The organism is Variovorax sp. LjRoot290 (assembly GCF_964253985.1).
Classification (GTDB): Bacteria; Pseudomonadota; Gammaproteobacteria; order Burkholderiales; family Burkholderiaceae_C; genus Variovorax.
In genome coordinates, this window is record NZ_CAXURW020000001.1 from 4,339,532 (window position 1) to 4,363,618 (window position 24,087).

The following is a 24,087-nucleotide window of genomic DNA, read 5'->3' on the forward strand; positions in this document are numbered from 1 at the left end:
AATGAGGAATCCACCGGTGCCGGATGGCCGGGATTGAGCCCCGGTAAAATTCGCCGCAAAGGTCCAAACCCCCATGTCCATCTTCGCCCGCCCTCACTACACCTCCGAGATCACGAACTTCATCGAAGAGATGAAGGAAAAGAAGCCGACGCTCGAAGCCGAACAGCGCGCCGGCCGCGCACTCCTGTGGGACAAGCACCTCGACCGCGACGCGCTCGAGGAGTACGGCCAGGCCAATGTGCCGCAGCAGCCCTACGTCTACCAGACGCGCGTGAAGTAACAAGTGCCCATCCGGCCTGTAGCGCACTCCCGGGCCACCATGGCGGGCGACGATGCCCGTGCCCTGGAGGCAGAGGACGTCGTCGACGACGACGCGCCGCCGATCGCGGCCATGCCCGAGGTGATCGACCAGGTCGCGCTCGCGCGGCTCTACGGCGAGCCGCTGTTCGCGCTGCCCAACGACCTCTACATCCCGCCCGAGGCGCTGCAGGTCTTCCTCGAAGCCTTCGAAGGGCCGCTGGACCTGCTGCTCTACCTGATCCGCAAGCAGAACTTCAACATCCTCGACATCCCGATGGCAGGACTGACGCGGCAGTACCTGACCTATGTGGACCAGGTGCGCCAGACCAACCTCGAGCTCGCGGCCGAGTACCTGCTGATGGCCGCGATGCTGATCGAGATCAAGTCGCGCATGCTGCTGCCACCCAAGAAGACGGCCGAGGGCGAGGAGGTCGAGGACCCGCGCGCGGAACTGGTGCGCCGCCTGCTCGAGTACGAGCAGGCCAAGCTGCAGGCCGCTTCGATCAGCGCGATGCCGCAGGCCGGGCGCGATTTCTGGAAGGCGCAGGTCTACATCGAGCAGTCGCTCAAGCCGCGCTTTCCCGACGTGAACGTGGTCGACCTGCGCGAGGCCTGGGCCGACATCCTGAAGCGCGCCAAGCTCGTGCAGCACCACAAGATCTCGCGCGAGGAGCTCAGCGTGCGCGAGCACATGAGCATCGTGCTGCGCCACCTGCAGGGGCGGCAGTTCGTCGAGTTCGAGAAGCTGTTCGACGTCACGCGCGGCGTGCCGGTGCTGATCGTCACCTTCATCGCGATGCTCGAACTCGCGAAGGAAACGCTGATCGACATCACGCAGGCCGAGGCCTTCGCGCCGATCTACGTGCGGCTGGCCTACGCCCCGGCATGATGTTGCTCTATTCAGCGCGCCGGCCGGCCGTTGCCCGACGCGTGGTCATCAATTCGAGGCCGGCGAAGCCAGGCCCATTCGGGAGACACCGCGGAACCGGCTTCGCCGGGCCGCTGGTGGCGCCCCCGGTGAGGGCGGTGGCGGCCACACGAAGTGGGCAAGCCTGGGGGTGAGCGATATATGCATGAGTTCGACGTCCTCATCGTCGGCAGCGGTCTGGCCGGCCTCAGTGCCGCGCTGCACCTGGCGCCCACGCACCGCGTGGCCGTGCTCACCAAGCGCGCGCTGAACGACGGTTCCAGCCAGTGGGCGCAGGGCGGGATCGCGGCGGTGCTGGGCGAAGACGACAGCCTGCAGTCCCACGTGGACGACACGCTGGTCGCCGGCGCCGGGCTCTGCGACCTGGCCGCCACCCGCTTCGTGGTCGAGCACGCGCCCGAGGCCATCGCCTGGCTGCGCGAACTCGGCGTGCCCTTCTCGCTCGAGAACGGCGAACTGCACCTGACGCGCGAAGGCGGCCACAGCCAGCGCCGCATCGTGCACGTGACCGACGCCACCGGCGCCGCAGTGCAGCGCACGTTGATCGAGGTCGTGCGCCGCACGCCCGGCATCACACTGTTCGAAGAACACACGCTGGTCGACGTCATCACGGGCCGCAAGCTCGGACTGGCCGACCCGGCCTGCCTGGGCCTCTATGCGCTGAACGCAGCGACCGACGAGGTGGTCACCTTCCGCGCACCCCACACCATCCTGGCCACCGGCGGCGCCGGCAAGGTCTATCTCTACACCACCAACCCCGACACGGCCACCGGCGACGGCATCGCCGCGGCCTGGCGCGCGGGCTGCCAGGTGGCGAACATGGAGTTCATCCAGTTCCACCCAACCTGCCTCTACCACCCGCATGCCAAGTCCTTCCTCATCAGCGAGGCGGTGCGCGGCGAGGGCGGACTGCTCAAGCTGCCCGACGGGACCCGCTTCATGCCTGCGCACGATGCGCGCGCCGAGCTGGCGCCGCGCGACGTGGTGGCGCGCGCCATCGACTTCGAGATGAAGAAGCACGGGCTGGACTGCGTGCACCTGGACATCTCGCACCAGAGCCCGGCCTTCCTGCAGGAACACTTTCCCAACATCCTCGCGCGCTGCGCCGAACTGGGCATCGACATCACGCGCGAGCCCATTCCCGTGGTGCCGGCCGCGCACTACACCTGCGGCGGCGTGCTGAGCGACCTCGCCGGCCGCACCGACGTGCCGGGCCTCTACGCCATCGGCGAGACCGCCTGCACCGGCCTGCACGGCGCCAACCGCCTGGCCAGCAACTCATTGGTCGAATGCATGGTGTTCGCACGCGCGGCCGCACAGGCCATCGCGGAGGCGCCGGCGCACGCCGGCGCCGAGCTGCCGCCCTGGGACGACAGCCGGGTCACCGATGCCGACGAGACCGTGGTCATCTCGCACAACTGGGACGAGCTGCGCCGCTTCATGTGGGACTACGTGGGCATCGTGCGCACCAACAAGCGGCTGGAACGCGCCGCCCATCGCATCGCGCTGCTGAACAGCGAGATCCAGGAGTTCTACGCCCACTTCCATGTCACGCGCGACCTGCTGGAGCTGCGCAACCTGGTGCAGGTGGCCGAGCTCATCGTGCGCTCGGCGCAGGCGCGGCGCGAGAGCCGCGGCCTGCATTTCAGCCGCGACTATCCATCGCTCGCCGCGCCCGCGGCACCGACCATCCTGGTACCGCCGGCCGCCTGAGGCGCCGCCCGGTTCGAACCTACGGCGCGCTGCGCCACTGTTGAAGAAGCCCACCATGTCGAACGCCGCCGGCTCCGCCACCCCCTACGGCACCCTGCCGCCCGCCTCCCCGCCCTCGCTGCGCAAGCCGCTCAGCCTGCCGCGCCTGGCGGACCTGCATGCGCGCGGCGAGAAGATCACCATGCTGACCGCCTACGACGCCACCTTCGCCGCCATGGCCGATGCGGCGGGCGTCGAATGCCTCCTGGTCGGCGACTCCGTGGGCATGGTCTGCCAGGGCCTTCACAGCACCGTGGGCGTGACGTTGGACACGATGCGCTACCACACCGAGAGCGTCTTTCGTGGGCTGCACCGCGTGCAGGGCACGGCCTGGCTGGTCGCCGACCTGCCCTTCGCCAGCTACCAGGAATCGCGCGAGCAGGCGCTCGCCAGCGCCGCGGTACTGATGCAGGCCGGCGCCCACATGGTCAAGCTCGAAGGCGGGGGCTGGACCACCGAGACCGTGCGCTTCCTGGTCGAGCGCGGCATCCCGGTGTGCGCCCACCTCGGCCTCACGCCGCAGACGGTGCACGCGCTGGGCGGCTACCGCGTGCAGGGCAAGGGCGAGCAAGCGGCGGCCCTGCTGAAACAGCAGGCCCATGCGCTGCAGGATGCGGGCGCGGCGATGCTGGTGCTGGAGATGGTGCCGGCCGCCCTGGCCGCCGAGCTCACAGGCGAGCTGAAGCACTGCGCCACCATCGGCATCGGCGCCGGCCGCGGCACCGCCGGCCAGGTGCTGGTGTTGCACGACATGCTGGGCATCAACCTCGGCAAGATGCCGAAGTTCGTGCGCAACTTCATGGCCGATGCGCCCGGCATCGCAGAGGCTCTTGCAGCTTATGTGCGCGCGGTGAAGGACGGCAGCTTCCCCGACGACCAACTCCACGCCTGGTAGGCAGATCACGACCATGCACATCGCCCGCACCCTCCCCGAACTGCGCGAACACCTGAGCCACTTCCAGCGCCCGGCCTTCGTTCCCACCATGGGCAACCTGCACGAGGGCCACCTGGCCCTGGTGCGCCAGGCCAAGCCGCTGGGCGACGTCACGGTGGCCAGCATCTTCGTCAACCGGCTGCAGTTCCTGCCGCACGAGGACTTCGACACCTATCCGCGCACCTGGGACAGCGACTGCGAGAAGCTGCGCTCGGCCGGCTGCGACGTGCTGTTCGCGCCCGACGAGAAGGTGCTCTATCCCGAGCCGCAGACCTGCAAGGTGCATCCGGATCCGGTGCTGGCCGACATCCTCGAAGGCCATTTCCGGCCCGGCTTCTTCGTCGGCGTCTGCACCGTGGTGATGAAGCTCTTCAGCTGCGTGCAGCCGCGCGTCGCGGTGTTCGGCAAGAAGGACTACCAGCAGCTGATGGTCATCCGCCACATGGTGCGGCAGTTCGCGCTGCCGATCGAGATCGTGGGCAGCGAGACCCGGCGCGCCGAAGACGGGCTCGCGCTGTCCTCGCGCAACGGCTACCTGAGCGAGACCGAGCGCGCGGAAGCGGTGCAGCTGTCGAAGGCGTTGCAAGCCATGGACAGCGCGCTGCGTTCGGGCGAGCGCGACTTGGCTGCGATCGAAGCGCGCGCGATGCAGTCATTGAAAGAGCGCGGCTGGCAGCCCGACTACCTGGTACTGCGCCGCCGCGCCGACCTGCAGGCGCCGGCGCCCGGCGAGCCGCTGGTTGCGCTGGCCGCGGCGCGCCTGGGTGCCACGCGGCTGATCGACAACCTGGAAATCGACCTCTGAGTCTTCATGAGTTACAGCGTCAAGGAAATCTTCTACACCCTGCAAGGCGAAGGCGCCCAGGCCGGCATGCCGGCCGTGTTCTGCCGCTTTGCCGGCTGCAACCTGTGGAGCGGCCGCGAGAGCGACCGCGAGAGCGCCATCTGCCGCTTCTGCGACACCGATTTCGTCGGCACCGACGGCACGCTGGGCGGCAAGTTCGCCAACGCCGAGCTGCTTGCCGACACCATCGCCGCGCAATGGCCGGCCGGCGACGCCAAGCACCGGATGGTCGTGCTCACCGGCGGCGAACCGCTGCTGCAAGTGGACGCGGCGCTCATCGCCGCGCTGCATGCGCGCCGCTTCCGGATCGCGGTGGAAAGCAACGGCACCGTCCTTGCGCCCGAAGGCATCGACTGGCTTTGCATCAGCCCGAAGGCCGGCGCGCCCTGGGTCCAGCGCACGGGGCAGGAGCTCAAGGTGGTGTGGCCGCAGCCCGGCCTCGACCTGGACGCGCTGCAGGCCGACAGCCACTTCGCGCACCGCTTCCTGCAGCCGATGGACGGTCCGGCACAGACCGAGAACACGGCCCTGTGCATCGACACCTGCATGCACCGCCCCGGCTGGCGGCTCAGCCTGCAGACCCACAAACTGACCGGGATCCGCTGAAATTTGGCTCTCCCCCAGGCTCCCCCACTTCGTGTGGTCCGCCAACCCCCTTTCCGGGGGCAACACCAGCGGCCCGGCAAAGCCGGTTCCGCGGTGTTCCCCGACTGACGCCAATGTCCACCCAACTCACCATCAGCCAGCGCTTCTTTTTCGACGCTGCCCACACCCTGCGGCGCGAGATCGACGCCGAAGGCAGCCGCCGCATCCACGGCCACACCTACCACGCGGAGGTCGCCGTACGCGGCCCGCTCAATGTCGAAACCGGCATGGTCATCGACCTCGGCGTGTTGCGCGGACATCTGAATGCCGTACGCGAGCAACTCGACCATCACCTGCTCGACGATGTGCCGGGCCTGGGCATCCCCACGCTGGAAAATCTTTGCCTGTTCATCGCCAAGGCCCTGGCCGGCATGCGGCCGCTGCCCTCGCGGGTGCGCGTCTGGCGCGATGCGCTGGGCGACGAGTGCGTGCTGGAGCTCGGCGCCTGACGCCGGAGGCTCGGCTCAGGCCGCGCCGATGCCGGCGACCAAGCTGCCGGCCGGCTGGCCGTTTTTCAGCCCCGCCGTGAAAGCCAGCATGCGATCGATCGGCACGCGTGCGCGAAGGCCCAGCGCCGGGTCGACATGGATCTCGCCGGCGCCCGTTTCGAGCACGCGCGCCAGGTCGGCCAGGCCGTTCATGGCCATCCAGGGGCAGTGCGCGCAGCTCTTGCAGGTGGCGCCGTTGCCGGCCGTGGGCGCCTCGATGAAGATCTTGCCGGGATTGAGCGTGCGCAGCTTGTGCAGCATGCCGCTGTCGGTGGCGACGATGAACTCGGCTGCATCCATGCGCTGCGCCGCATTCAGGATGCCGGAGGTCGAGCCCACCGCATCGGCCAGCGCGATCACGTCGGCCGGCGCTTCCGGGTGCACCAGCACCTTGGCTCGCGGATGGGCCTCTTTCAGCAGTTCCAGCTCGAGCGCCTTGAATTCGTCGTGCACGATGCAGGCGCCTTCCCAGCTCACCATGTCGGCGCCGGTTTCGCGCCGGATGTAGTCGCCCAGGTGCCGGTCGGGCGCCCAGAGGATCTTGCGGCCCTGCGCCGCCAGCGCACGCACCACGTCGAGCGCGCAGCTTGAAGTCACCAGCCAGTCGGCGCGCGCCTTCACGGCCGCGCTGGTGTTGGCGTAGACGACCACCGTGCGGTCCGGATGCCGGTCGCAGAAGGCGCTGAAGGCATCGGCCGGGCAGCCGAGATCGAGCGAACAGGTGGCGTCGAGATCGGGCATCAGCACACGCTTTTCGGGCGACAGGATCTTGGCGGTCTCGCCCATGAAGCGCACGCCCGAAACCACCAGCGTCCTTGCCGCATGGTCGCGGCCGAAGCGTGCCATCTCGAGCGAATCGCTCACCAGGCCGCCGGTTTCCTCGGCCAGGTCCTGCAGGTCGGGATGCACGTAGTAGTGCGACACCATCACCGCATCGCGCTCGCGCAGCAGGCGGCGGATACGCTGCTTCAGCGCTGCGCGTTCGGTTGGCGACGGCTCGGGCGGGACGCGCGCCCAGGCATGGCGCGTGTCGCAGGCGGCACCGGCTTCGGCCGGCTGCTCGTAGTCGACGCTGATGACGGAAGTCGCCACGGCTCAGCCCTCCTGGAAGCGCATCGAAAAATCGATGGCCTTGATGTCCTTGGTCAGCGCGCCCACCGAGATGCGATCGACGCCGGTCTCGGCCAGGGCACGCACGCTCTCGAGTGTGACGCCGCCGGAGATCTCCAACACCGCGCGGGTCTTTCCGGCCGCCTCGTTGCGGCGCACGGCTTCGCGCAAGGTCGGCAGGTCCATGTTGTCCAGCAGCACCATCCGCGCGCCCTGGGCCAGCGCCTCGTCGAGCTGGCCCAGCGTCTCGACTTCGATTTCGACGAACTTTGCCTGGCCGGCCACGCGCGCGGCGGCTTGCAGCGCGGCGCTGACGCCACCCGCGGCGGCGATGTGGTTTTCCTTGATCAGGATGGCGTCGTACAAGCCGATGCGGTGGTTGGTGCCGCCGCCGACGCGCACCGCGTACTTCTGCGCCAGACGCAGGCCCGGCAGGGTCTTGCGGGTGTCGACGATGGCGGCGCGCGTGCCGCGGACCGCTTCGACGTAGGCGGCGGTGCGCGTCGCGACGGCGCTCAGCAGCTGCAGGAAGTTGAGCGCGGTGCGTTCGGCAGTGAGCAGGGCCCGCGCATCGCCCGAAATTTCGAGCACGGTCTGCTCGGCCGCGCACTGTGTGCCTTCTGCACCATGCCACACGATGCGGGCCTGCGGATCGAGCTGCCGCACGACCGCCTCCACCCACGGTGCGCCGCACAGCACTGCGGGCTCGCGCAGCAGCACTCGCGCCGTGGCGCGCCCGCCGGCGGGCACCAGGCCGGCCGTGAGGTCGCCGTCGCCGGCGTCCTCGCGCAACGCCCGCGCGACATCGGTCTGCGCGAGCTCGGCCACGCGGGCCGGGGAAAAATCGAAAAAGTTGTCGTCCATTGTTCTGTTTGCTTAGCGGGGTCACATGGGTTTCATCCGGATTCCACGCCCGGCTCGCGCCCCATCAGTTCAGCGACCGCCTCCGCAGGCCGCACGCGGCCGTCAAGCAGCGCCACCACGCTGTCGGCGATCGGCATTTCGACGCCCAGATGGCGCGCGCGCTGCACCACGGTGCGCGCGCAGTAGACGCCCTCGGCCACGTGGCCCAGCGAATCCACCGCCTGGGCCAGCGTCCGGCCCTGGGCCAGCAGCAGGCCGACCTTGCGGTTGCGCGAGAGATCGCCAGTGGCCGTGAGCACGAGGTCGCCGAGGCCGGACAGCCCCATGAAGGTATCGGCCCGGGCGCCGAGGGCGACGCCGAAGCGCGTCATTTCGGCCAGGCCGCGCGTGATCAGCGCGGCGCGCGCATTGAGGCCGAGCGCCAGGCCGTCGGCCAGGCCGGTCGCGATCGCCAGCACGTTCTTGACGGCGCCGCCGACCTCGACGCCCACGATGTCGTCGTTGGCATAAACGCGCAGGGTCGGGCCGTGGAAGGCCGCGACCAGCGCATCGCGCAGCTGCGTATGGAGACTGGCGGCAACCAGCGCCGTGGGCCGGCCTTGCGCGACTTCCTGCGCAAAGCTCGGGCCGCTCAGCACGCCGGCCATCAGATCGGGCGCGACGACGGCCTGGATCTCGTGGCCCAGCAGCCCCACGGCGCCCGGGTCCGCGCGCGCCGGCTCGACGCCTTTGCAAAGCCAGGCCACCGGGTAGGCGGCGTCGCGCAAAAGAACGAGCTGTTCGCGCAAGGCCGCCATCGGCGTCGCGACGATCGCGAGATCGGCGCCCTCGAGCGCGGCGAGCGCATCGCCGGCGCGAATGGTGAGTGAGGGCGGCAGCGCAATGCCGGGCAGATAGCGCTGGTTCTCGCGCGCCGCCGACATGGCCTCGGCCTGGGCCGCATCGCGCGCCCACAGGGTGACCGGATGGCGGCCGGCCGCATTGACCGCCAGCGCCGTGCCCCAGGCACCGGCGCCGAGCACGCAGATCTTCATCGGCGGCGGCGCAGTTGCGTTGCGCTTACTGCGTGACGATCGGCGAGGGCTGGCCCGCCGCCTGGGCCTGCTGCTGCTCGAACATGGCCTGGAAGTTGATTTCGGCCAGGTGAACCGGCGGGAAACCGCCGCGCTGGATCACGTCGGCCACGTTGCCGCGCAGGTAGGGGTAGACGATCTGCGGGCAGGCGATGCCCAGGATCGGGCCCATCTGGTCTTCGGGCAGGTTGCGGATCTCGAAGATGCCGGCCTGCTTGGCCTCGACCAGGAACACGGTCTTGTCCTGGATCTTGGTCTGCACGGTGGCCGAGACGGTGATCTCGAAGATGCCGTCGGTCACGGGCTGGGCATCGACGCCGAGTTGGATGTCGACGGTCGGCTGCTCCTGCTCCAGCAGGATGGCAGGCGAATTGGGCTGCTCGAGCGACAGGTCTTTCAAATAGACGCGCTGGATCTGGAAGACGGGATCTTGGGCTTGCTGGTCGGCCATGGCTGAACTTTCGAGGGTCAAAACAACGCCCGCCGGGGAGAAGGTCCCGAGAGCGGGCTGGAGGATGGGTCTGCGAGGATGCGAAGGGCGATTATCGCCCCGCGGCTTCAGGCGCCCTGCAGCAGCGGGATGAGGCCGCCGCGGCCGTCGAGCGCGATCAGGTCATCGCAGCCGCCGACGTGGGTGTCGCCGATGAAGATCTGCGGCACGGTGCGCCGCTGGGTGGTGTTCATCATCGCGACGCGGGCCTGGGGGTCGCTGTCGACGCGGATCTCCTCGATCTGATCGACGCCCTTGGCCTTGAGGATTTGCTTGGCTCGAATGCAATAGGGGCAAACGGCGGTGGTGTACATCTTGACGGCTTGCATCGTGCGTATATCCGGGAAGTTCAGGCTTTTTCAATCGGCAGGTTAGCCTCTTTCCAGGATTTGAGTCCGCCGGCCACCGCTTGCGCTTGCTCGTAGCCGAGTTTCTTGGCCGTGGCCACCGCGCGCTGGGCCCGCGCACCGGTGGCGCAGATCAGAAGCAGCGGCACCGATTTGTTCTTGACCGCGGCAGCGAGTTTTTCGTCGAGCTGGTTGAGCGGCACGTTCTTCGCGCCGGTCACATGACCGGCTGCATACTCCTCGGGTTCGCGCACGTCGACCACCACCGCGCGTTCGCGGTTGATGAGCTGCACCGCGCCCTGCGCCGTGAGCGATCCGGCGTTGGCCCCGCGCAGCAGCGGCCAGGCCAGCATGCCGCCCGAGCTGAGCGCGATCAGGATCAGCATCCAGTTGTCGACGATGAATTTCACGGTGTTCCTTGAGTAGCAAACCCCGGATTTTAGAATGTCGACTTTTCGCTTGCGTTCCAAAGGCCTTCCCCCATGCACAAACTGGTACTGATCCGCCACGGCGAATCGACCTGGAATCTCGAAAACCGCTTCACCGGCTGGACCGACGTCGACCTGACGGCCACCGGCATCGAGCAGGCCAAGCAGTCCGGGCGGCTCCTGAAGGCCGAGGGTTACGACTTCGACGTCGCCTACACCAGCGTGCTCAAGCGCGCCACCCGCACGCTCTGGCATACGCTGGACGAACTCGACCGCACCTGGCTGCCGGTGGTGCACTCCTGGCGCCTCAACGAGCGCCACTACGGCGCGCTGCAGGGCCTCAACAAGGCCGAAACCGCCAAGAAGTACGGCGACGAGCAGGTGCTGGTCTGGCGCCGCAGCTACAGCACCCCGCCGCCGCCGCTGGAGCCGAACGATCCGCGCTGCGAACGCGCCGACGTGCGCTACGCCAAGCTGCCGCCGGAGCAGGTACCGCTGACCGAATGCCTCAAGGACACCGTGGCGCGCGTGCTGCCCTTCTGGAACGAATCGATGGCGCCGGCGATCCGCGCCGGGCGCCGGCTGGTGGTGTCGGCGCACGGGAATTCGATCCGGGCGCTGGTGAAATACCTCGACGGCATCTCCGACGACGACATCGTGGGCCTCAATATCCCGAACGGCATTCCGCTGGTCTACGAGCTGGACGACGAGCTCAAGCCGCTGCGGCACTACTACCTCGGCGACGCCGCGGCGGCCGAAAAAGCCGTGGCCGCGGTGGCTGCGCAAGGCAAGGCATGACGAAAACCGCTCCAGCTTCGACGGGTACGCGGAACCCCGGCAGACAACTTGCTTCCAAGCTGTGTATATTGGATTGACAGGCGACAAGGACGTTTACACATGGGCCAGAAATTGAAAATCACCGGCTGGGTTGCAGCCGGCGCCGTGGCCGGCGCGCTGACCACCGTCTCGTTGCAAACCGTTGCACGAGGCTCCCTGGCCCCTCTCCCTCTCGAAGAACTGCAGCAGCTCGCTGCGGTGTTCGGCATGGTGAAGAGCGACTATGTCGAGCCGGTCGACGAGAAAAAGCTCATCTCGGATGCGATTTCGGGCATGGTCGCCGGGCTCGATCCGCATTCGCAGTATTTCGACAAGAAGTCCTTCAAGGAATTTCGCGAGGGCACCACCGGCCGCTTCGTCGGTGTGGGCATCGAGATTTCGCAGGAGGACAACCTGATCAAGGTGGTGTCGCCGATCGAGGGCTCCCCCGCCTTCCGCGCCGGCCTCAAGCCGAACGACCTGATCACCAAGATCGACGACACCGCGGTGCGCGGCCTCTCGCTCAACGAGGCCGTCAAGCGCATGCGCGGCGAGGCCAACACCAAGGTGCTGCTCACGATCTTCCGCAAGGACGAGAACCGCACCTTCCCGGTGACCATCACGCGCGAGGAGATTCGCACGCAGTCGGTGCGCGGCAAGGTGATGGAGCCGGGCTACGGCTGGATCCGCCTGTCGCAGTTCCAGGAACGCACGGTCGACGACTTCGTCAAGAAGGTCGACGAGATCTACAAGCAGGAACCCAACCTGAAGGGCCTGGTGCTCGACCTGCGCAACGATCCGGGCGGCCTGCTCGATGCGGCGGTGGCCATCTCGGCCGCCTTCCTGCCCGAGAACGTCACCGTCGTCTCCACCGACGGCCAGCTGTCCGAGAGCAAGTCGGTCTACAAGGCCGCGCCCGAGTTCTACCAGCGGCGCGCGGGCAGCGATCCGCTGCGCACCCTCCCTGCGGCGCTCAAGACGGTGCCGCTGGTGGTGCTCGTGAACGAAGGCTCGGCTTCCGCCAGCGAAATCGTGGCCGGCGCCCTGCAGGACCACAAGCGTGCCGTCGTGATGGGCAGCCAGACCTTCGGCAAGGGTTCGGTGCAGACGGTGCGCCCGCTCGGCCCCGACACCGGCCTCAAGATCACGACGGCGCGCTACTACACGCCGAGCGGCACCTCGATCCAGGCCAAGGGCATCGTGCCGAACGTGCTGGTCGACGAAAGCGCCGAGGGCAGCCCCTTCGCCGCGCTGCGCATGCGCGAGGCCGACCTCGAAAAGCACCTGGCGAGCGGCCAGGGCCCGGAGAGCAAGGACCCCGAGCGCGAAAAAGCCCGCGACGAGGCCCGTAAGCGGCTCGAGGAAGAAGCCAAGAAGCCGCCGCAGGACCGCAAGGTGCCCGAGTTCGGCACCGACAAGGACTTCCCGCTCATGCAGGCCTTCAACCGGCTCAAGGGTCAGCCCGTGCTGGTGAGCAAGACGCAGGTGATCGTCGAGAACAAGGAAGAAAAGAAGGAAAACTGATCCCGGGCGGCTCCCCGCGGGAGCCACCGCCCCCCGGCGATCGACCGCGCAGCGCATGGAAGACCAAGACCTGCTGCGCTATTCGCGCCACATCCTGCTCGAAGAGTTCGGCATCGACGGCCAGGCGCGCGTCAGTGCGGGCCATGCGCTGGTGATCGGTGCTGGCGGGCTCGGCTCTCCGGTGCTGCTCTATCTCGCCGCGGCCGGCGTCGGCCGCATCACGCTGGTCGACGACGACGAGGTCGATCTCACCAACCTTCAGCGCCAGATCGCCCACGGCACGGAGCGGGTGGGCATGGCCAAGGTCGAATCGGCCGCCGAGGCGATGCGCGGCATCAATCCGGATATCCGCATCGAGACGCACCGCCTGCGCGCCGACGATGCGCTGCTCGCGCGGCTGGTCGCCGAGGCCGACGTGGTGATCGATTGCAGCGACAACTTCAGCACCCGGCATGCGGTGAACCGGGCCTGCGTCGCCCATGCCAGGCCGCTGGTGGCCGGCGCGGCGATCCGCTTCGACGGCCAGCTGAGCGTGTACGACGCGCGCGATCCGGCCTCGCCCTGCTATGCCTGCCTGTTTCCGCCCGATGCCCACTTCGAGGAAACGCGCTGCGCCGTGCTCGGCGTGTTCGCGCCGGTGGTCGGCACCATTGGCACCTTGCAGGCCGGCGAGGCACTGAAGCTGCTGGCCGGCATCGGCCCCTCGCTGGCCGGCAGCCTGCTGATGTTCGACGGGCGCCGGACGGCTTTCGACACCCTGCGCGTCGCCCGCGATCCGGGCTGCAGCGTGTGCGGGCACCGGCCGGGTGCCGGCTGAAGAAAAGCTACTGCTTCTTTGCCTTGGCAGCGCCGGCGGCTGCCTCCCGGGATACCGGCCGCTTCGCCTGGGCCAGCACCTCCTGGCAATCGGCATCGACGCCGGGGCCGGTTTCGACGGTCGCGGCGAGCGCGAGCAAGGGGTTGATCGCGCCCAGCGCCAGCGCAGCGATGCCGCGCGTCGCCAACGGGCCGGCCTGGACGCCCGCCGACGGCGATGCAAAGGTGCCGCCGACAACCAGCGGACCGCGCAGCGAGAGGATGCTCTTGTCCTTGGGTTGCGGCCGGATCACGAAATCCAGCGTCTCGTTCGCGAGGCTGGCATGGCCACTCACGTTGAAGACCGTGTCTTCGGTGTCGAACACCAGGCTGCGGCCGTTCATCGTGCCCTTGTCGACATCGAAGGCGAGCGCCGCGCAGCGCAACACGACGTTCCGGTCGCCGCGCAGCAAGAACTTGATGATCTCGCCGCCGTCCAGGCCCATGAATTCCAGCAGCAGGTTGCTGAACTCCCCGCGGCCCGTGAGAGCGGCCACATCCCCGGAGGCGCTGCCCAGCCAGCCCGCGACCGAGTTTCCGCGCCCGGACAGGTTGATCCGCCCATCGAGTTTTCCGAAGCTGGTGCGCAGGGTCTCGACCTTGGGAATCAGGCGGTTGAGCTGCATGGCGCGCACGTCCAGCGCCGCTCGGATGTCGGCCGGATTCTGGGTGGCATCGATGCGGATCGCGCCGGCCAGCCTGCCGTTGGCGACGCCCACATCGAGCGGGTCGAGCGTCAGCACGCCATCCTTCAGCTTCACCTGCACGCTGCCCTTGTCGAGCGGCAGCTCGCGCACGTTCCGGATGCGGTCGGCCACGTACTTCACCTCGGCATTCATGGCGCGCAGGCGCTCGAAGTCCAGCGTGGCGGTGGGCAGCACCTTGCGCCCGGGATCGCGCCGCGCGCGCTTGACTTGGGCAACGCTGGGCGGCGGCGCCACACCTTCGACTGCATTGGCCGAACGGGCCGTCGGCGGCAAGCCGATCAGCGGGCCGAGGTCGTCCATGTCCATCACGCGCGAGCGGAGGCTGCCCGCGAGATAAGGCGGCTTCTGCGACTGGTCGAACCGCATGTCGCCGTCGATGTCGGAGAGGCCCAGCTTGCCCTTGAGGCCTTGCACCTCCCACAGCTTCGCGCGCTTTTTCAGCTCGCCGCTGAGGGCGTAAGGGGAAGTCTGGGGCAGCGCGATGCCCAGCAACCGGTACAGATCGCCGAGGTTCTGGCCCTTGAGTTCGAAGCGGGCGTCAACGCCATCCAGGCTGGCGAGTTCGGTCACCGTGCCTTGCGCCTTCAGCCGGGTGTGACCCGCGGCCGCACTGATCTCGAGCGGGAACGGCGGCTGGCCCGCCGCGTTGAGCTGCAGCACGTTGCCGGTACGGCCCTCCGCCGTGAGCGGCTGGCGCTGGTAGCGGCCCTTGATGCGGTAGCTGAGCGGCATGTCGCCGCGGCTGGTGTCGAAGCTGAAATCGGCGTGCAGGTCCACGCCCCAATGCTCCGCAAGGAAGTCGAGCCCGCCGCCGTCGATCTGCAGGAGGCCGATCGTCGGCACTGTCGCTTCGTCCGAAGTGTCCTTGCCCAGCGCCCAGGTGCGCCGCCCGTCCTCTTCCATCTGAAGGCCCAGCGACGGCGAAACCAGGGCCAGGCGCGGAATCACGACCTTGCGCGCCAGGAGCGGCCACAGCCGGAGGTCCAGTTCGGCGCTCTGCGCACGCACGAGATAGGGGTCGCGGGCCCAGGAAGGATTCGCGAATTCGATACCGTCGAGCTTGACGGTGGCGCCGCGCCAGCCGAGGTCGACATCCAGCCGCCGCGTGATCTCGAACTTGCGGCCGGTCTTGTCGCTGACGTAGCGGTTGATCGGCTCCCGCAGCGCGTCCCAGGGAAAGAAAGCCAGCACCAGCAGGAGGGCCACGAACAGCCCCAGCAGCACCGCGCCGAGCTTGATCCAGATCGAGCGGCGCGGCGTGTGGGCGGTGGTCGGGGTCACGGTGCCGGCATCTTCTTGTCCGGCGTCGAGGTGATGGATGCAGGGGATGCAGGGGATGCGAGGAAGCAGATGGCGGTGATGCCGACCGCGGCCGCGTTTTTCGCCGCTTCGGCGAGCTTCAGCTCGGCGTTCGCGGGCTCGCCGATCACCACGACTGCGGCGGCCGCCAAGGTCAAGAGGCCGACGGCCACGTAGTTCCACACGATGTTCATCTCGGCGCCTTCCGTTGGAGAAAGGATGCGAAGGCATGGAGCGATCCGCATCGGGATCGAGGGTAAGGGGGCGCATCCGGCGCCGGGGTCGGCGCTCGACCGCAGCCGCTGTGGGGCAAAGCCTACGGCCGCAAATCGTTCACTGTCGTAAGAACAAACCTACAGCCGCAGGGCGTCGAACGCTGCATGATGCGGGGCTGTTGATTTGTAGCATTTTGCGAAACGGCTTTCGCGGGGACCCACGGTCCACGGAGCTCGATCGCCAGAGAGACGCGCCGGTTCTCCAATGGACCCCAGATTGAACACTTACATCGTCGAAGACAACGTCACGATCCGCGAGAATCTCGTCGGTACTCTGGAGGAGCTCACCTGCATCTCAGCCGTCGGTTTCGCCGAAACCGAGACGGAAGCCGTCCGCTGGCTGACCGAGAACAGCGACCAGTGGGAACTGGCCATCGTCGATCTGTTCCTGAAACAAGGCAGCGGCCTGGGCGTGCTGCAGGCTTGCGTGGCGCGCCGGCCCGACCAGAAAGTGGTGGTGCTCAGCAACTACGCCACCCCCGACATACGCAAACGCTGCGCCCAGTTCGGTGTCGATGCCGTGTTCGACAAATCGAACGAGATCGACGCGCTGATCGACTTCTGCATCGGGCAGTCCTCCGCGCTTCGCCAGCCGTCCAGCTCGAGCTGACGCCCCGCATCGCGAACGATGGTCTTTTCCAGCATGCGGCAGCCCCGCAGGGATGGAGCCGCCGCCGGAATCTCAATCGATCAACTTGTTCTTCAGCGCGTAGTACGTCAGGTCGCTGTTGGAAGAGAGATTCATCTTCTCCATCAGGCGCGTGCGGTAAGTACTGACGGTCTTGACCGAAAGCGAAAGCGTCTTGGCAATATCGCCCGCCGTCTCACCCTTGGCCAGCTTGAGAAACACCTGAAACTCGCGCTCGGACAATTGCTCGTGCGGCGCCGCGTCGTCCTTGCGGTCGAGCTGGCGCGCCAGCAGCTCGGCCACCGCCGGCGTGATGTAGCGGCGGCCCAGCGAGATGGTGCGGATCGCGTTCACGATCTCCATCGGCTCGCACTCCTTGTTGAGATAGCCGCTCGCGCCCTGGCGGATCAGGTTCATCGCGTAGTGCTCCTCGGGGTAGCCGCTCAAGATGAGGATGCCCACGTCCGGCGCTTTGGCGCGGATCATCGCCAGCGCATCGATCCCGCTCTGTCCGGGCATCGAGAGATCCATCACGAGCACATCCAGCTCCGTGGTGCGCACCAGCTCGATCGCTTCGCGTCCGCTGGCCGCCTCGCCCGCCACGCGCAGGTCGACGTGTTCCGAGAAGAACTGGCGCAAGCCGGAGCGCACGATGGCGTGGTCGTCCACAATTCCGATCTTGATCATCTGGTACCTTCTTTGTCGTATCGCGGTTTCTTGCGTCGCGGCATGCCGCCCCCTGATCCACGTCGATTATTCCCGAATTTGAACTGCCCGCATCCCGCGGAGACCCCATGCGCTGGTTAGCTTTCCCGAAGATGGCCCTCGGCCTCACGCTCGCGACGCTCGCCGCGCTCGTGCTCGTGGGCATCAACGAGGCCGGCTACCGCCAGTCCACCCGGGCCCTGACCGAAGTCGGCGAGGCGCAGCGCGTGCGCCTGGTGCTCAACATGCTGCTGCAGAACATCATCGATGCCGAAACGGGTCAGCGCGGCTATCTGTTGACGGGCGAGGCGCGCTACCGCGAGCCGTATGACGTTGCCGTGAAGCAGGTGGATGGTCAACTGGCCGCCCTGCAGGTGCTCTATGCCGGAAAGCCCGTCGAGACGGCGCGCCTGACCCAGCTCTCGAAGCACGTCTCGCGCAAGCTCGCGGAGATGGACATGAGCGTGCGGCTGCGACGCGACGGCAACGACGACGCCTGGAAGTTCGTGATCACGACCGACGTCGGCCGCGAGGAGATGGAGGCCATCCGCCAGCAGGCCGGCGAACTGATTTCGATCAGCAACGAGGCGCTGATGCTGGGCCAGGTCCAGATCGCGAAGTCGCTGCGCTTTGCGCGCATCGGCATCGGGCTGGTGGCATTGGCGGGCCTGCTGGCCTTCTACCTGTATTTGCGCCAGGCCCATGTGCTGCGCTCGGCCGGCGAGCGGCAGCAGGAGGCGCTGCAACGCGAACGCAATGCCCTGGAGGACGAGGTCCGCGAACGCACCGCGACGCTGGCCGAGCTCGCCACCCACCTGCAGCAGGTGCGGGAAAGCGAGCGCGGCTTCCTGGCGCGCGAGCTGCACGACGAGCTGGGCTCGCTGCTGACCGCGGCCAAGCTGGACGTCGCACGCCTGAAGTCGCGCCTCATCGATTCGCCGGACGCGATCCAGCGGCTGCAGCATCTGAACGAGCTCCTCAACAGCGGCATCGCGCTCAAGCGCCGCATCATCGAAGACCTGAGGCCCTCGTCGCTGGCCAACCTCGGGCTCATCGCTTCGCTCGAAATCCTCGGCCGCGAATTCGCCGAGCGCTCGGGAATGGAAATCGAGATGGTGCTCGAGCCGGTGGCGCTCAACGAAGCCGACCAGCTCACCATCTATCGCATGGTCCAGGAAAGCCTGACCAACATCAGCAAGTACGCGCAGGCGACCGAAGCCAGCATCGTCATGAAGAACTACGGCAACCACGTGATCGTGGAAGTCGCCGACAACGGCAAGGGCTTCGACGCCCGCAGCACCCGGCCTTCATCCCATGGCCTGGCAGGCATGCGGCATCGCGTGGAAGCCGCCAAGGGCAAGCTCACCATTTCGTCGGCGCCCGGCCAGGGAACGCGCCTGAGCGCGATGCTCCCCGCCTCCCCGCCTCCCTCCTCCAAAGCAGCCTGAATACGCGGCTCGGGAGCGGCCCGACCGTGATTCGACCCTCTCCTACGCCCCCAGGCCGCTGCTGCTGACAGGGCTTCGGCGCCCCCCCACTTAACGTGAATCCCACGCGGTTTCACCCTCTGAACCGGCCGGCCGCCATTCACAACGACGAGACCATCCTCCAAAGGAGTTCAGCATGTTGTATTACGCAGTCGTATTCCTGGTCATCGCCCTGATCGCCGCGCTGTTCGGCTTCGGCGGCATCGCGGCCAGCGCCGTCGGCATCGCGAAAATACTTTTCGTGATCTTCATCGTGCTGGCCCTCGCCAGCTTCATCGCGGGCTTGATGCGACGATGACAGCCTCGTTACGATGAGCAGGTTCTCACAACAATCTCCGGAAGGACTATTTTCATGAACACGACCACCAAGACCCCTTCGCAGATCGCCGAAGAGGCGCGCCAGACCGCCGCTGACGCGATCGACACCACGCGCGCCTACGCGCAGAACGCAGTGAACGCCGCCGGAGAGAAGGTTCGTGACCTGCGCCGCGACGCGGAGCCCGCCGTGGAGCAGATCGCGGCACGTGTGCAGCAGGCGGTACAGCGCGGCCTGGATGCCGCCTCGACGACCAGCGCGCGTGCGCAACGCCGCTTCGAGCAGGCTGCCGACGTCACGGGCAAGTACATCGCCGACCAGCCGGTTCGCTCCGTGCTCGTCGCCGCCGCGGCCGGTGCCGCCATCACGGCGCTGATCGTCCTCGCCAGCCGTCGCAGCAGCCGCGACGACTATTGATCTGAAATTCCGCTTCCCGCTGCCTGCCGCACCATGCTTCATCCCATTTTCTCCACGGTGCTCGGGCATCCGGAGCTGATCGCGGATCACGTCGCCAACTACGCTGCGCTGGCCAGGCTGGAAACGGCGCAGGCGAGCCGGGGCCTGATCGCGCGGGTCGTGGCAGGCGCGCTTGCAGCCGCCAGCGCGATGCTCGCCCTGGGGCTGATCGGCGTCGCCGCCATGCTCGGCGCGCTGCACGGAAGCTTTCACTGGGTGCTGGTCGTCGTTCCGGGCATCGCGGTACTGGTCGCGCTCGTCTCGGCCTATGTTGCTTCGCGCCCGAGCGAATTTCATGCTTTCAGCGATATCCGCGCCCAGCTCGACGCGGACGTCCAGGCGCTGCATCTGGCGGGAGAAGGTCGTGGCCATTGAGCGCCAGGACCTGACGCCGCAGCAACGGCTCGCGATCTCCCGCCGGGCGCTGGTGCAGCAGCTGCGAGGGAGCGAAGCCGCAGCCGATGCACCACGGCCAGCCTCGGGGCGGCGCCCGGCGCAGCGCGAAAGCGTGCTCGACCGGGTCGACTGGGCGTCGGTCGCGCGCAATGCGACCCGGCGCTGGTGGCGCAGGCACCCCGCCAACGCCGTCGGCCAATTGGCGCGACCGCTGCTCGACCGCTATGCGCGCGAACAGCCCGCCAAGCTGATGGCGGCGGCAGCGGCGGCGGGTGCGCTGGTCGTGCTGGTCAAGCCCTGGCGATTGCTGTCGATCACGGCAGTGCTCGCCGCGGCCCTCAAGACATCGGACGTGGCCGATCTCGTGACCACGCTGATGCACAAGAACCCCAGCCCCTCACGAAAGGATTCCCCATGAATACCGCAGTCAAGGAGCGCCCGTAACATCTGACGCTCGACCAGACCGCCATCGACGCGGCGTCCAAGCACCTCGACGACGGCGCCGTGACGCCCAGCTACGGGCCGTGGCGCGACGACATCGTCAAGCTGCTCAATGACGCGCTGGCCACCGAGCTGGTCTGCGTGCTGCGCTACAAGCGCCACTACTTCACCGCCAACGGCGTGGCCTCGCCGGCGATCGCCGACGAGTTCCTCGTGCATGCGAACGAAGAGTCCGCCCATTCCGACAAGATCGCGGAACGCATCGTGCAGCTCGGAGGCCAGCCCGACTTCAATCCGAAGACATTGCTCGACCGCAGTCATGCGGACTACGACGAGGCGACGCAGCTGCAGGCCATGGTGCGCGCCAACCTCGTGGCCGAACGCATTGCCATCGAGACCTACCGGCAGATGATCTCGCTCATCGGCGACAAGGACCCAACGACGCGCCGCATGCTCGAAGAAATCCTCACCGACGAGGAAGAGCACGCCGACGAGTTGAAGGACTGGCTCGGCCATTGAACGAAGTCCAACTACCCAAAGAAAAAGCCCGGCTAGCCTCAATACTGGTGGTTCGACCGAACCACTGAAAACCAATCTAGCGAGCCCGCATAGGCCCCGCGTGCCGAAGCCGGCTTGATCTGCTGCAGGACTTCAGGCGGTAAGGATCCAGCCCTCCAGCGGGTCCATCGCCGCCGGCAGGCCATAGCCCGGACCGGCGCTCGACTTGCGGGCCGCACCCCAGGCGGCCTGCACGAGGCAGAGCACCGCGTCGATGCAATCGCCCTTGGCATCGGCCAGCAGCTGATCGCGCTCGGCAGCGCCGAGAAAGAAACGCAGGCCGAGACGCGTGGAACCTCTTTCGAGCGCGGCGAGCAGATCGATCCTCGCCGCGCGCCGCTGCGCGCTCTGGGCAGCGGCATCGTCGCTCTTGTAGCTGCGCCGCCCGATCAGCTCGCGCGCAAGAAGCCCCGGATAGCCTTCCAGCGCAACACGCGCCATGCCGCCGCCGGCCGGCGCGTGCAGTCCCGGCAGTGCGGCACCTGCCGCGAGCAGCCGCGGCACGCCGGCGTGCAGCATGAAGGCGACCGGTGGGTTGATCCATTTCATCGAGGGACTAGAGCCCGCCGGGCCGTCCGTTGCGCGGTGCGCGAACTTCCCGCCGGCGGGGCGCGCCGCGCAGAAGGCAGCGAAAGTCTCGCGGATGCTGTCGCGGCTCAGGCCGGCATAGTGCGCGATGAGCGCCCGCCATTGCGGCGGCCATCCGAGCTGTGCGACCAGTTCGCGCGGCAAGCCGAAGGGGAAGTCGAAGGCGCCGACCCATTCGGGCGTATCCGCCAGCCATTGGTGCCAGGCGTCGAGAGTCGCGAAGCGTTCGAGCCGCGAGAGCCGGACGCCGCCCTCCTGCGCGACCCCGAGCGCGAGCACGATGGGCTTGCGCGAAGTCGGCGCGCTCGAGAAATCGCAGCCCAGCAGCAGCATGGCCGATGCAGCCTCGGCCGCCGCGCGCGACTCAGTGCCGGCCGACGATGGCGGCGGTGGCCATCAGTTCCTCGAGCAGCGCGAGCGATACCTTCCCGGAGACCGAATACGGATCGAGCTCCGGCTTCTCCGAGTACTTGAGCAAGGTCGAGATATTGAGCTTGGACAGATTGACCTGCCCCATCGTCCAGCCGCCGAAGCGGCGCTCGGAGATTTCTTCGTAGTGCAGCAGCACCACGTCCTTGTGGCGGGGATCCCGCTGGATGTGGCCGTACAGCTCGCTGATCGCCGTGCGGCCGCCTTCGATGGCCTGGAGGAACACGCCTGCGCCATAGCAAAGGATGCCGGTGATGCCGCACGCAGTGTTGTGCGAGCGCGATTGCGCGAGGATCGCTTCGATGGCGTCAGAGCTGGTATCGACGGCGCGGCTCACATAGAGAAGTCGTACGAGCATGGCGTTCAACTCCGGCGGGGAAGAAGGGAAAGGAATTCGCGGCGCAGGTTGGAGTCTTTCAGGAACGCGCCGCGCATCACCGAATTGATCATCTTGCTGTCCATCTCCTTGACGCCGCGCCACTGCATGCAGAAATGCTCGGCCTCGACCACCAGCGCCAGGCCGTCGGGCTGCGTGCGCTCCTGAATCAGGTCGGCCAGCTGAACCACGGCTTCTTCCTGGATCTGGGGCCGGCTCATCACCCACTCGGCCAGCCGCGCGTACTTCGACAGGCCGATCACGTTGGTCTGCTCGTTGGGCATGACGCCGATCCAGAGCTTGCCGATGATCGGGCAGAAATGGTGCGAGCAGGCGCTGCGCACCGTGATCGGGCCGACGATCATGAGCTCGTTGAGGTGCTCGGCGTTCGGGAATTCGGTGAGCGAGGGCTGGGCCACGTAACGCCCCTTGAACACCTCGTTGACGTACATCTTCGCGACGCGGCGGGCCGTGTTGTCGGTGTTGTGGTCGCTGTCCAGGTCGATCACCAGGCTCTCGAGCACATGCTTCATCTTGGCTTCGACCTCGTCGAGCAGGCGCTCGAGTTCGCCGGGCTCGATGAACTCCGCAATATTGTCGTTGGCATGGAAGCGCTTGCGGGCGGCCAGAAGGCGCTCGCGGATCTTCACGGACACGGGCGTGCCCTCGTCCTCGGCCCCTTCGTCGGGGCGCTCTACGGCGTCGGTTTTCCTTAGCATGAGAGCATCCTAACAGTGAATGTATTCAGGGCGAATGACCCTGCAGCGCGCTTCCCGCCTGCGCGCAAAGCTATTGTTTTGATAGCACGAAATCCGTCACCAGCGGCAGGTGATCGGACATGCGCGCCCAGATCGGACCGCGCGGCACCGTGGTGGCGACCGGCTCGACCTGGCGGCCGTAGATGAAGTCGAGCTGGGTCACCGGCAGGCGCGAGGGATAGGTCAGCGTGCGCGGTCCGCGCAGGTCGCCGGTGTCGCGCAGCCCCATGGCGTTCATCGCGTAGCGCATGCGCGCGCCCCAGTCGTTGAAATCGCCGGCCACAACCAGCGCCTCGCCGGGCGGAATCTCGCGCTCGATGAATTCCCGCAGCAGCGCGACCTGGCGCACACGGCTGCCCTTGATGAGGCCCAGGTGCACCACGATCGCATGCACCGGCTGGCCCTCGACGTCGATCGCCACGTGCAGCAGCCCCCGCTGCTCGAAGCGATGGTCGGAGATGTCCTGATGAGTCTTGCGCAGCACCGGCCAGCGCGTGAGCAGCGCGTTGCCATGCTCGCCGTGCCGCGTGATGGCGTTGGTCTCGTAGACGGCCGTGTAGCCCTCGGGCGCGAGAAAGTCGGCCTGCGGCAGCTCGGGCCAGTGCCTGAAGCGGGCGGCGGCCTGCCGATTCATCTTGCGCACTTCCTGCAGGCAGACGATGTCGGCATCGAGCTGCTCGATGGCATGGCCCAGGTTGTGGATTTCGAGGCGCCGTGCGGGGCCGATGCCTTGCACACCCTTGTGGATGTTGTAGGTCGCCACCCGGATGCTGTTGGTCGGCGCGTTCATTGCGCAAATTGTGGCAGCAGCAGGATCGCTTCGGCGTTCGAAGGGGAAAAGCAGGCGTCGGCCGCCTCGCGGTAGGGCAGCCAGCGCCAGGCCGTGTGTTCGCGCGGGTCCAGGCGCGGCGTCAGGCGCTCGGGCACGCAGAGGCCGAACAGGTGCTCGGTGTTGTGGGTGACGCCCGGCGCATAGCGGGCGCGCCAGCGGGGGTAGATCTCGTAGATGTTCTGCAGGCCCCAGTCGCGCAGCCGGCAGGCCAGCGCGCTGCCCTCGCGGCAGTCGATGCCGGTCTCCTCCGCGACCTCGCGCGCCGCGGTCAGCGCCAGCGGTTCGTCGATGTCATCCTTGCTGCCGGTGACCGACTGCCAGAAGTCCTCGGCATCGGCACGCCGGATCAGCAGCACGTCGAGCGCCGGCGTGTGGATCACGACCAGCACCGACTCGGGAATCTTCCAGGGCCGCCCGCTCACTAACCAACCTTCGCGC

31 protein-coding genes are annotated in these 24,087 nt (G+C 67.6%); 17 read left to right on the plus strand and 14 right to left on the minus strand.

What is annotated here, in order from left to right; genetic code table 11:
• Positions 1-73: 73 nt before the first annotated feature.
• From ACSQ9A_RS21565 to ACSQ9A_RS21595, 7 genes are all read left to right on the plus strand, one after another.
• Positions 74-280 carry a DUF3460 family protein gene (locus ACSQ9A_RS21565; RefSeq protein ID WP_093105897.1) on the plus strand — a complete coding sequence of 69 codons (207 nt, stop codon included), beginning with the start codon at positions 74-76 and terminating at the stop codon, positions 278-280.
• 111 nt (positions 281-391) lie between these two features.
• Positions 392-1,189: a segregation and condensation protein A gene (locus ACSQ9A_RS21570; RefSeq protein ID WP_093106164.1), complete on the plus strand. Its 798-nt coding sequence runs from the start codon at positions 392-394 to the stop codon at positions 1,187-1,189.
• Positions 1,190-1,369: 180 nt separating this feature from the next.
• Entirely contained in the window at positions 1,370-2,941 is a 1,572-nt protein-coding gene (nadB, locus tag ACSQ9A_RS21575) for an L-aspartate oxidase (RefSeq protein ID WP_436305110.1), read from the plus strand.
• A 55-nt stretch (positions 2,942-2,996) separates the two neighbouring features.
• Complete coding sequence (gene panB, locus ACSQ9A_RS21580; RefSeq protein WP_436305111.1) at positions 2,997-3,875, plus strand: 3-methyl-2-oxobutanoate hydroxymethyltransferase; 879 nt, start codon at positions 2,997-2,999, stop codon at positions 3,873-3,875.
• Positions 3,876-3,888: 13 nt separating this feature from the next.
• On the plus strand, positions 3,889-4,719 hold the full coding sequence (gene panC, locus ACSQ9A_RS21585) for a pantoate--beta-alanine ligase (protein WP_436305112.1): 831 nt from the start codon (positions 3,889-3,891) through the stop codon (positions 4,717-4,719).
• A 6-nt stretch (positions 4,720-4,725) separates the two neighbouring features.
• A complete protein-coding gene (gene queE, locus ACSQ9A_RS21590) occupies positions 4,726-5,364 on the plus strand; it encodes a 7-carboxy-7-deazaguanine synthase (protein ID WP_436305114.1) in 639 nt (212 codons plus the stop codon).
• A 113-nt stretch (positions 5,365-5,477) separates the two neighbouring features.
• Positions 5,478-5,852: a 6-carboxytetrahydropterin synthase gene (locus ACSQ9A_RS21595; RefSeq protein WP_436305115.1), complete on the plus strand. Its 375-nt coding sequence runs from the start codon at positions 5,478-5,480 to the stop codon at positions 5,850-5,852.
• Between the two features lie 15 nt (positions 5,853-5,867).
• Here the strand turns inward: ACSQ9A_RS21595 and nadA are convergent, their stop codons facing one another.
• The 6 genes from nadA to ACSQ9A_RS21625 form a co-directional block, all read right to left on the minus strand.
• Positions 5,868-6,983: a quinolinate synthase NadA gene (gene nadA, locus ACSQ9A_RS21600; protein WP_436305116.1), complete on the minus strand. Its 1,116-nt coding sequence runs from the start codon at positions 6,981-6,983 to the stop codon at positions 5,868-5,870.
• 3 nt (positions 6,984-6,986) lie between these two features.
• Positions 6,987-7,865, minus strand: a complete 879-nt coding sequence (gene nadC, locus ACSQ9A_RS21605) for a carboxylating nicotinate-nucleotide diphosphorylase (RefSeq protein ID WP_436305117.1) — start codon at positions 7,863-7,865, stop codon at positions 6,987-6,989.
• Positions 7,866-7,897: 32 nt separating this feature from the next.
• Entirely contained in the window at positions 7,898-8,899 is a 1,002-nt protein-coding gene (locus tag ACSQ9A_RS21610; RefSeq protein WP_093105879.1) for an NAD(P)H-dependent glycerol-3-phosphate dehydrogenase, read from the minus strand.
• A gap of 25 nt (positions 8,900-8,924) precedes the next feature.
• Positions 8,925-9,389: a protein-export chaperone SecB gene (gene secB, locus ACSQ9A_RS21615; RefSeq protein ID WP_093105876.1), complete on the minus strand. Its 465-nt coding sequence runs from the start codon at positions 9,387-9,389 to the stop codon at positions 8,925-8,927.
• 107 nt (positions 9,390-9,496) lie between these two features.
• Complete coding sequence (gene grxC / locus ACSQ9A_RS21620) at positions 9,497-9,757, minus strand: glutaredoxin 3 (RefSeq protein ID WP_093105873.1); 261 nt, start codon at positions 9,755-9,757, stop codon at positions 9,497-9,499.
• Positions 9,758-9,777: 20 nt separating this feature from the next.
• Positions 9,778-10,185, minus strand: a complete 408-nt coding sequence (locus ACSQ9A_RS21625) for a rhodanese-like domain-containing protein (RefSeq protein WP_436293401.1) — start codon at positions 10,183-10,185, stop codon at positions 9,778-9,780.
• Positions 10,186-10,257: 72 nt separating this feature from the next.
• Here ACSQ9A_RS21625 and gpmA point away from each other — a divergent pair, with 72 nt between their 5' ends.
• The 3 genes from gpmA to ACSQ9A_RS21640 all read left to right on the plus strand — a co-directional run bounded on the left by gpmA (position 10,258) and on the right by ACSQ9A_RS21640 (position 13,360).
• A complete protein-coding gene (gene gpmA / locus ACSQ9A_RS21630; protein ID WP_093105867.1) occupies positions 10,258-11,001 on the plus strand; it encodes a 2,3-diphosphoglycerate-dependent phosphoglycerate mutase in 744 nt (247 codons plus the stop codon).
• Positions 11,002-11,100: 99 nt separating this feature from the next.
• Positions 11,101-12,543, plus strand: a complete 1,443-nt coding sequence (locus ACSQ9A_RS21635) for a S41 family peptidase (RefSeq protein ID WP_436305119.1) — start codon at positions 11,101-11,103, stop codon at positions 12,541-12,543.
• Between the two features lie 55 nt (positions 12,544-12,598).
• Positions 12,599-13,360, plus strand: a complete 762-nt coding sequence (locus ACSQ9A_RS21640; RefSeq protein ID WP_436296432.1) for a HesA/MoeB/ThiF family protein — start codon at positions 12,599-12,601, stop codon at positions 13,358-13,360.
• A gap of 7 nt (positions 13,361-13,367) precedes the next feature.
• Here the strand turns inward: ACSQ9A_RS21640 and ACSQ9A_RS21645 are convergent, their stop codons facing one another.
• Both ACSQ9A_RS21645 and ACSQ9A_RS21650 read right to left on the minus strand, forming a co-directional pair.
• Positions 13,368-15,386: an AsmA family protein gene (locus tag ACSQ9A_RS21645; RefSeq protein WP_436305120.1), complete on the minus strand. Its 2,019-nt coding sequence runs from the start codon at positions 15,384-15,386 to the stop codon at positions 13,368-13,370.
• Positions 15,383-15,598, minus strand: a complete 216-nt coding sequence (locus ACSQ9A_RS21650; protein ID WP_436305121.1) for a hypothetical protein — start codon at positions 15,596-15,598, stop codon at positions 15,383-15,385. The genes ACSQ9A_RS21645 and ACSQ9A_RS21650 overlap by 4 nt, the downstream gene beginning before the upstream one ends.
• Positions 15,599-15,884: 286 nt before the next feature.
• Between ACSQ9A_RS21650 and ACSQ9A_RS21655 the strand changes: the two genes are divergently transcribed.
• Positions 15,885-16,289 (plus strand): response regulator, encoded by a 405-nt coding sequence (locus tag ACSQ9A_RS21655; RefSeq protein WP_436305122.1) that lies wholly within the window; start codon positions 15,885-15,887, stop codon positions 16,287-16,289.
• A 72-nt stretch (positions 16,290-16,361) separates the two neighbouring features.
• Here the strand turns inward: ACSQ9A_RS21655 and ACSQ9A_RS21660 are convergent, their stop codons facing one another.
• On the minus strand, positions 16,362-16,994 hold the full coding sequence (locus ACSQ9A_RS21660; RefSeq protein ID WP_436305124.1) for a response regulator: 633 nt from the start codon (positions 16,992-16,994) through the stop codon (positions 16,362-16,364).
• 107 nt (positions 16,995-17,101) lie between these two features.
• Here ACSQ9A_RS21660 and ACSQ9A_RS21665 point away from each other — a divergent pair, with 107 nt between their 5' ends.
• From ACSQ9A_RS21665 to ACSQ9A_RS21690, 6 genes are all read left to right on the plus strand, one after another.
• The gene (locus ACSQ9A_RS21665; RefSeq protein ID WP_436305125.1) at positions 17,102-18,460 is read left to right on the plus strand and encodes a CHASE3 domain-containing protein; all 1,359 of its coding nucleotides are present in this window, start codon (positions 17,102-17,104) and stop codon (positions 18,458-18,460) included.
• A gap of 175 nt (positions 18,461-18,635) precedes the next feature.
• Positions 18,636-18,797, plus strand: a complete 162-nt coding sequence (locus ACSQ9A_RS21670; RefSeq protein ID WP_093105850.1) for a DUF1328 domain-containing protein — start codon at positions 18,636-18,638, stop codon at positions 18,795-18,797.
• A 54-nt stretch (positions 18,798-18,851) separates the two neighbouring features.
• The gene (locus ACSQ9A_RS21675) at positions 18,852-19,232 is read left to right on the plus strand and encodes a hypothetical protein (RefSeq protein WP_093105847.1); all 381 of its coding nucleotides are present in this window, start codon (positions 18,852-18,854) and stop codon (positions 19,230-19,232) included.
• A gap of 33 nt (positions 19,233-19,265) precedes the next feature.
• A complete protein-coding gene (locus tag ACSQ9A_RS21680) occupies positions 19,266-19,646 on the plus strand; it encodes a hypothetical protein (RefSeq protein WP_436293353.1) in 381 nt (126 codons plus the stop codon).
• Positions 19,636-20,085, plus strand: coding sequence for a hypothetical protein (locus tag ACSQ9A_RS21685; protein ID WP_436293352.1), 450 nt, complete (start codon positions 19,636-19,638; stop codon positions 20,083-20,085). Before ACSQ9A_RS21680 ends, ACSQ9A_RS21685 begins: the two co-directional genes overlap by 11 nt.
• A gap of 29 nt (positions 20,086-20,114) precedes the next feature.
• Positions 20,115-20,627 (plus strand): ferritin-like domain-containing protein, encoded by a 513-nt coding sequence (locus ACSQ9A_RS21690; RefSeq protein WP_436306338.1) that lies wholly within the window; start codon positions 20,115-20,117, stop codon positions 20,625-20,627.
• A gap of 132 nt (positions 20,628-20,759) precedes the next feature.
• Here ACSQ9A_RS21690 and ACSQ9A_RS21695 read toward each other — a convergent pair whose 3' ends face one another.
• The 5 genes from ACSQ9A_RS21695 to nudB form a co-directional block, all read right to left on the minus strand.
• Positions 20,760-21,587: a DUF429 domain-containing protein gene (locus tag ACSQ9A_RS21695; RefSeq protein WP_436305126.1), complete on the minus strand. Its 828-nt coding sequence runs from the start codon at positions 21,585-21,587 to the stop codon at positions 20,760-20,762.
• A 31-nt stretch (positions 21,588-21,618) separates the two neighbouring features.
• On the minus strand, positions 21,619-22,041 hold the full coding sequence (locus ACSQ9A_RS21700) for a BLUF domain-containing protein (RefSeq protein WP_093105833.1): 423 nt from the start codon (positions 22,039-22,041) through the stop codon (positions 21,619-21,621).
• A gap of 5 nt (positions 22,042-22,046) precedes the next feature.
• A complete protein-coding gene (folE, locus tag ACSQ9A_RS21705) occupies positions 22,047-22,778 on the minus strand; it encodes a GTP cyclohydrolase I (RefSeq protein WP_436305127.1) in 732 nt (243 codons plus the stop codon).
• Positions 22,779-22,848: 70 nt separating this feature from the next.
• Positions 22,849-23,607, minus strand: coding sequence for an endonuclease/exonuclease/phosphatase family protein (locus ACSQ9A_RS21710; RefSeq protein WP_093105827.1), 759 nt, complete (start codon positions 23,605-23,607; stop codon positions 22,849-22,851).
• Positions 23,604-24,071 carry a dihydroneopterin triphosphate diphosphatase gene (nudB, locus tag ACSQ9A_RS21715; protein ID WP_436305128.1) on the minus strand — a complete coding sequence of 156 codons (468 nt, stop codon included), beginning with the start codon at positions 24,069-24,071 and terminating at the stop codon, positions 23,604-23,606. Before nudB ends, ACSQ9A_RS21710 begins: the two co-directional genes overlap by 4 nt.
• Positions 24,072-24,087: the final 16 nt, after the last annotated feature.

Coding starts and splice junctions, on each gene's coding strand:
- ACSQ9A_RS21710 (WP_093105827.1), bottom strand. CDS start 23,607: ATGAACGCGCCGACCAACAGCATCCGGGTGGCGACCTACAACATCCAC.
- panC (WP_436305112.1), top strand. CDS start 3,889: ATGCACATCGCCCGCACCCTCCCCGAACTGCGCGAACACCTGAGCCAC.
- panB (WP_436305111.1), top strand. CDS start 2,997: ATGTCGAACGCCGCCGGCTCCGCCACCCCCTACGGCACCCTGCCGCCC.
- ACSQ9A_RS21695 (WP_436305126.1), bottom strand. CDS start 21,587: ATGCTGCTGCTGGGCTGCGATTTCTCGAGCGCGCCGACTTCGCGCAAG.
- secB (WP_093105876.1), bottom strand. CDS start 9,389: ATGGCCGACCAGCAAGCCCAAGATCCCGTCTTCCAGATCCAGCGCGTC.
- ACSQ9A_RS21650 (WP_436305121.1), bottom strand. CDS start 15,598: ATGAACATCGTGTGGAACTACGTGGCCGTCGGCCTCTTGACCTTGGCG.
- ACSQ9A_RS21640 (WP_436296432.1), top strand. CDS start 12,599: ATGGAAGACCAAGACCTGCTGCGCTATTCGCGCCACATCCTGCTCGAA.
- ACSQ9A_RS21655 (WP_436305122.1), top strand. CDS start 15,885: ATGGACCCCAGATTGAACACTTACATCGTCGAAGACAACGTCACGATC.
- ACSQ9A_RS21635 (WP_436305119.1), top strand. CDS start 11,101: ATGGGCCAGAAATTGAAAATCACCGGCTGGGTTGCAGCCGGCGCCGTG.
- gpmA (WP_093105867.1), top strand. CDS start 10,258: ATGCACAAACTGGTACTGATCCGCCACGGCGAATCGACCTGGAATCTC.
- nadC (WP_436305117.1), bottom strand. CDS start 7,865: ATGGACGACAACTTTTTCGATTTTTCCCCGGCCCGCGTGGCCGAGCTC.
- queE (WP_436305114.1), top strand. CDS start 4,726: ATGAGTTACAGCGTCAAGGAAATCTTCTACACCCTGCAAGGCGAAGGC.
- ACSQ9A_RS21700 (WP_093105833.1), bottom strand. CDS start 22,041: ATGCTCGTACGACTTCTCTATGTGAGCCGCGCCGTCGATACCAGCTCT.
- ACSQ9A_RS21675 (WP_093105847.1), top strand. CDS start 18,852: ATGAACACGACCACCAAGACCCCTTCGCAGATCGCCGAAGAGGCGCGC.
- ACSQ9A_RS21670 (WP_093105850.1), top strand. CDS start 18,636: ATGTTGTATTACGCAGTCGTATTCCTGGTCATCGCCCTGATCGCCGCG.
- ACSQ9A_RS21610 (WP_093105879.1), bottom strand. CDS start 8,899: ATGAAGATCTGCGTGCTCGGCGCCGGTGCCTGGGGCACGGCGCTGGCG.
- ACSQ9A_RS21665 (WP_436305125.1), top strand. CDS start 17,102: ATGCGCTGGTTAGCTTTCCCGAAGATGGCCCTCGGCCTCACGCTCGCG.
- nadB (WP_436305110.1), top strand. CDS start 1,370: ATGCATGAGTTCGACGTCCTCATCGTCGGCAGCGGTCTGGCCGGCCTC.
- ACSQ9A_RS21660 (WP_436305124.1), bottom strand. CDS start 16,994: ATGATCAAGATCGGAATTGTGGACGACCACGCCATCGTGCGCTCCGGC.
- ACSQ9A_RS21595 (WP_436305115.1), top strand. CDS start 5,478: ATGTCCACCCAACTCACCATCAGCCAGCGCTTCTTTTTCGACGCTGCC.
- ACSQ9A_RS21570 (WP_093106164.1), top strand. CDS start 392: ATGCCCGAGGTGATCGACCAGGTCGCGCTCGCGCGGCTCTACGGCGAG.
- ACSQ9A_RS21680 (WP_436293353.1), top strand. CDS start 19,266: ATGCTTCATCCCATTTTCTCCACGGTGCTCGGGCATCCGGAGCTGATC.
- ACSQ9A_RS21565 (WP_093105897.1), top strand. CDS start 74: ATGTCCATCTTCGCCCGCCCTCACTACACCTCCGAGATCACGAACTTC.
- folE (WP_436305127.1), bottom strand. CDS start 22,778: ATGCTAAGGAAAACCGACGCCGTAGAGCGCCCCGACGAAGGGGCCGAG.
- grxC (WP_093105873.1), bottom strand. CDS start 9,757: ATGCAAGCCGTCAAGATGTACACCACCGCCGTTTGCCCCTATTGCATT.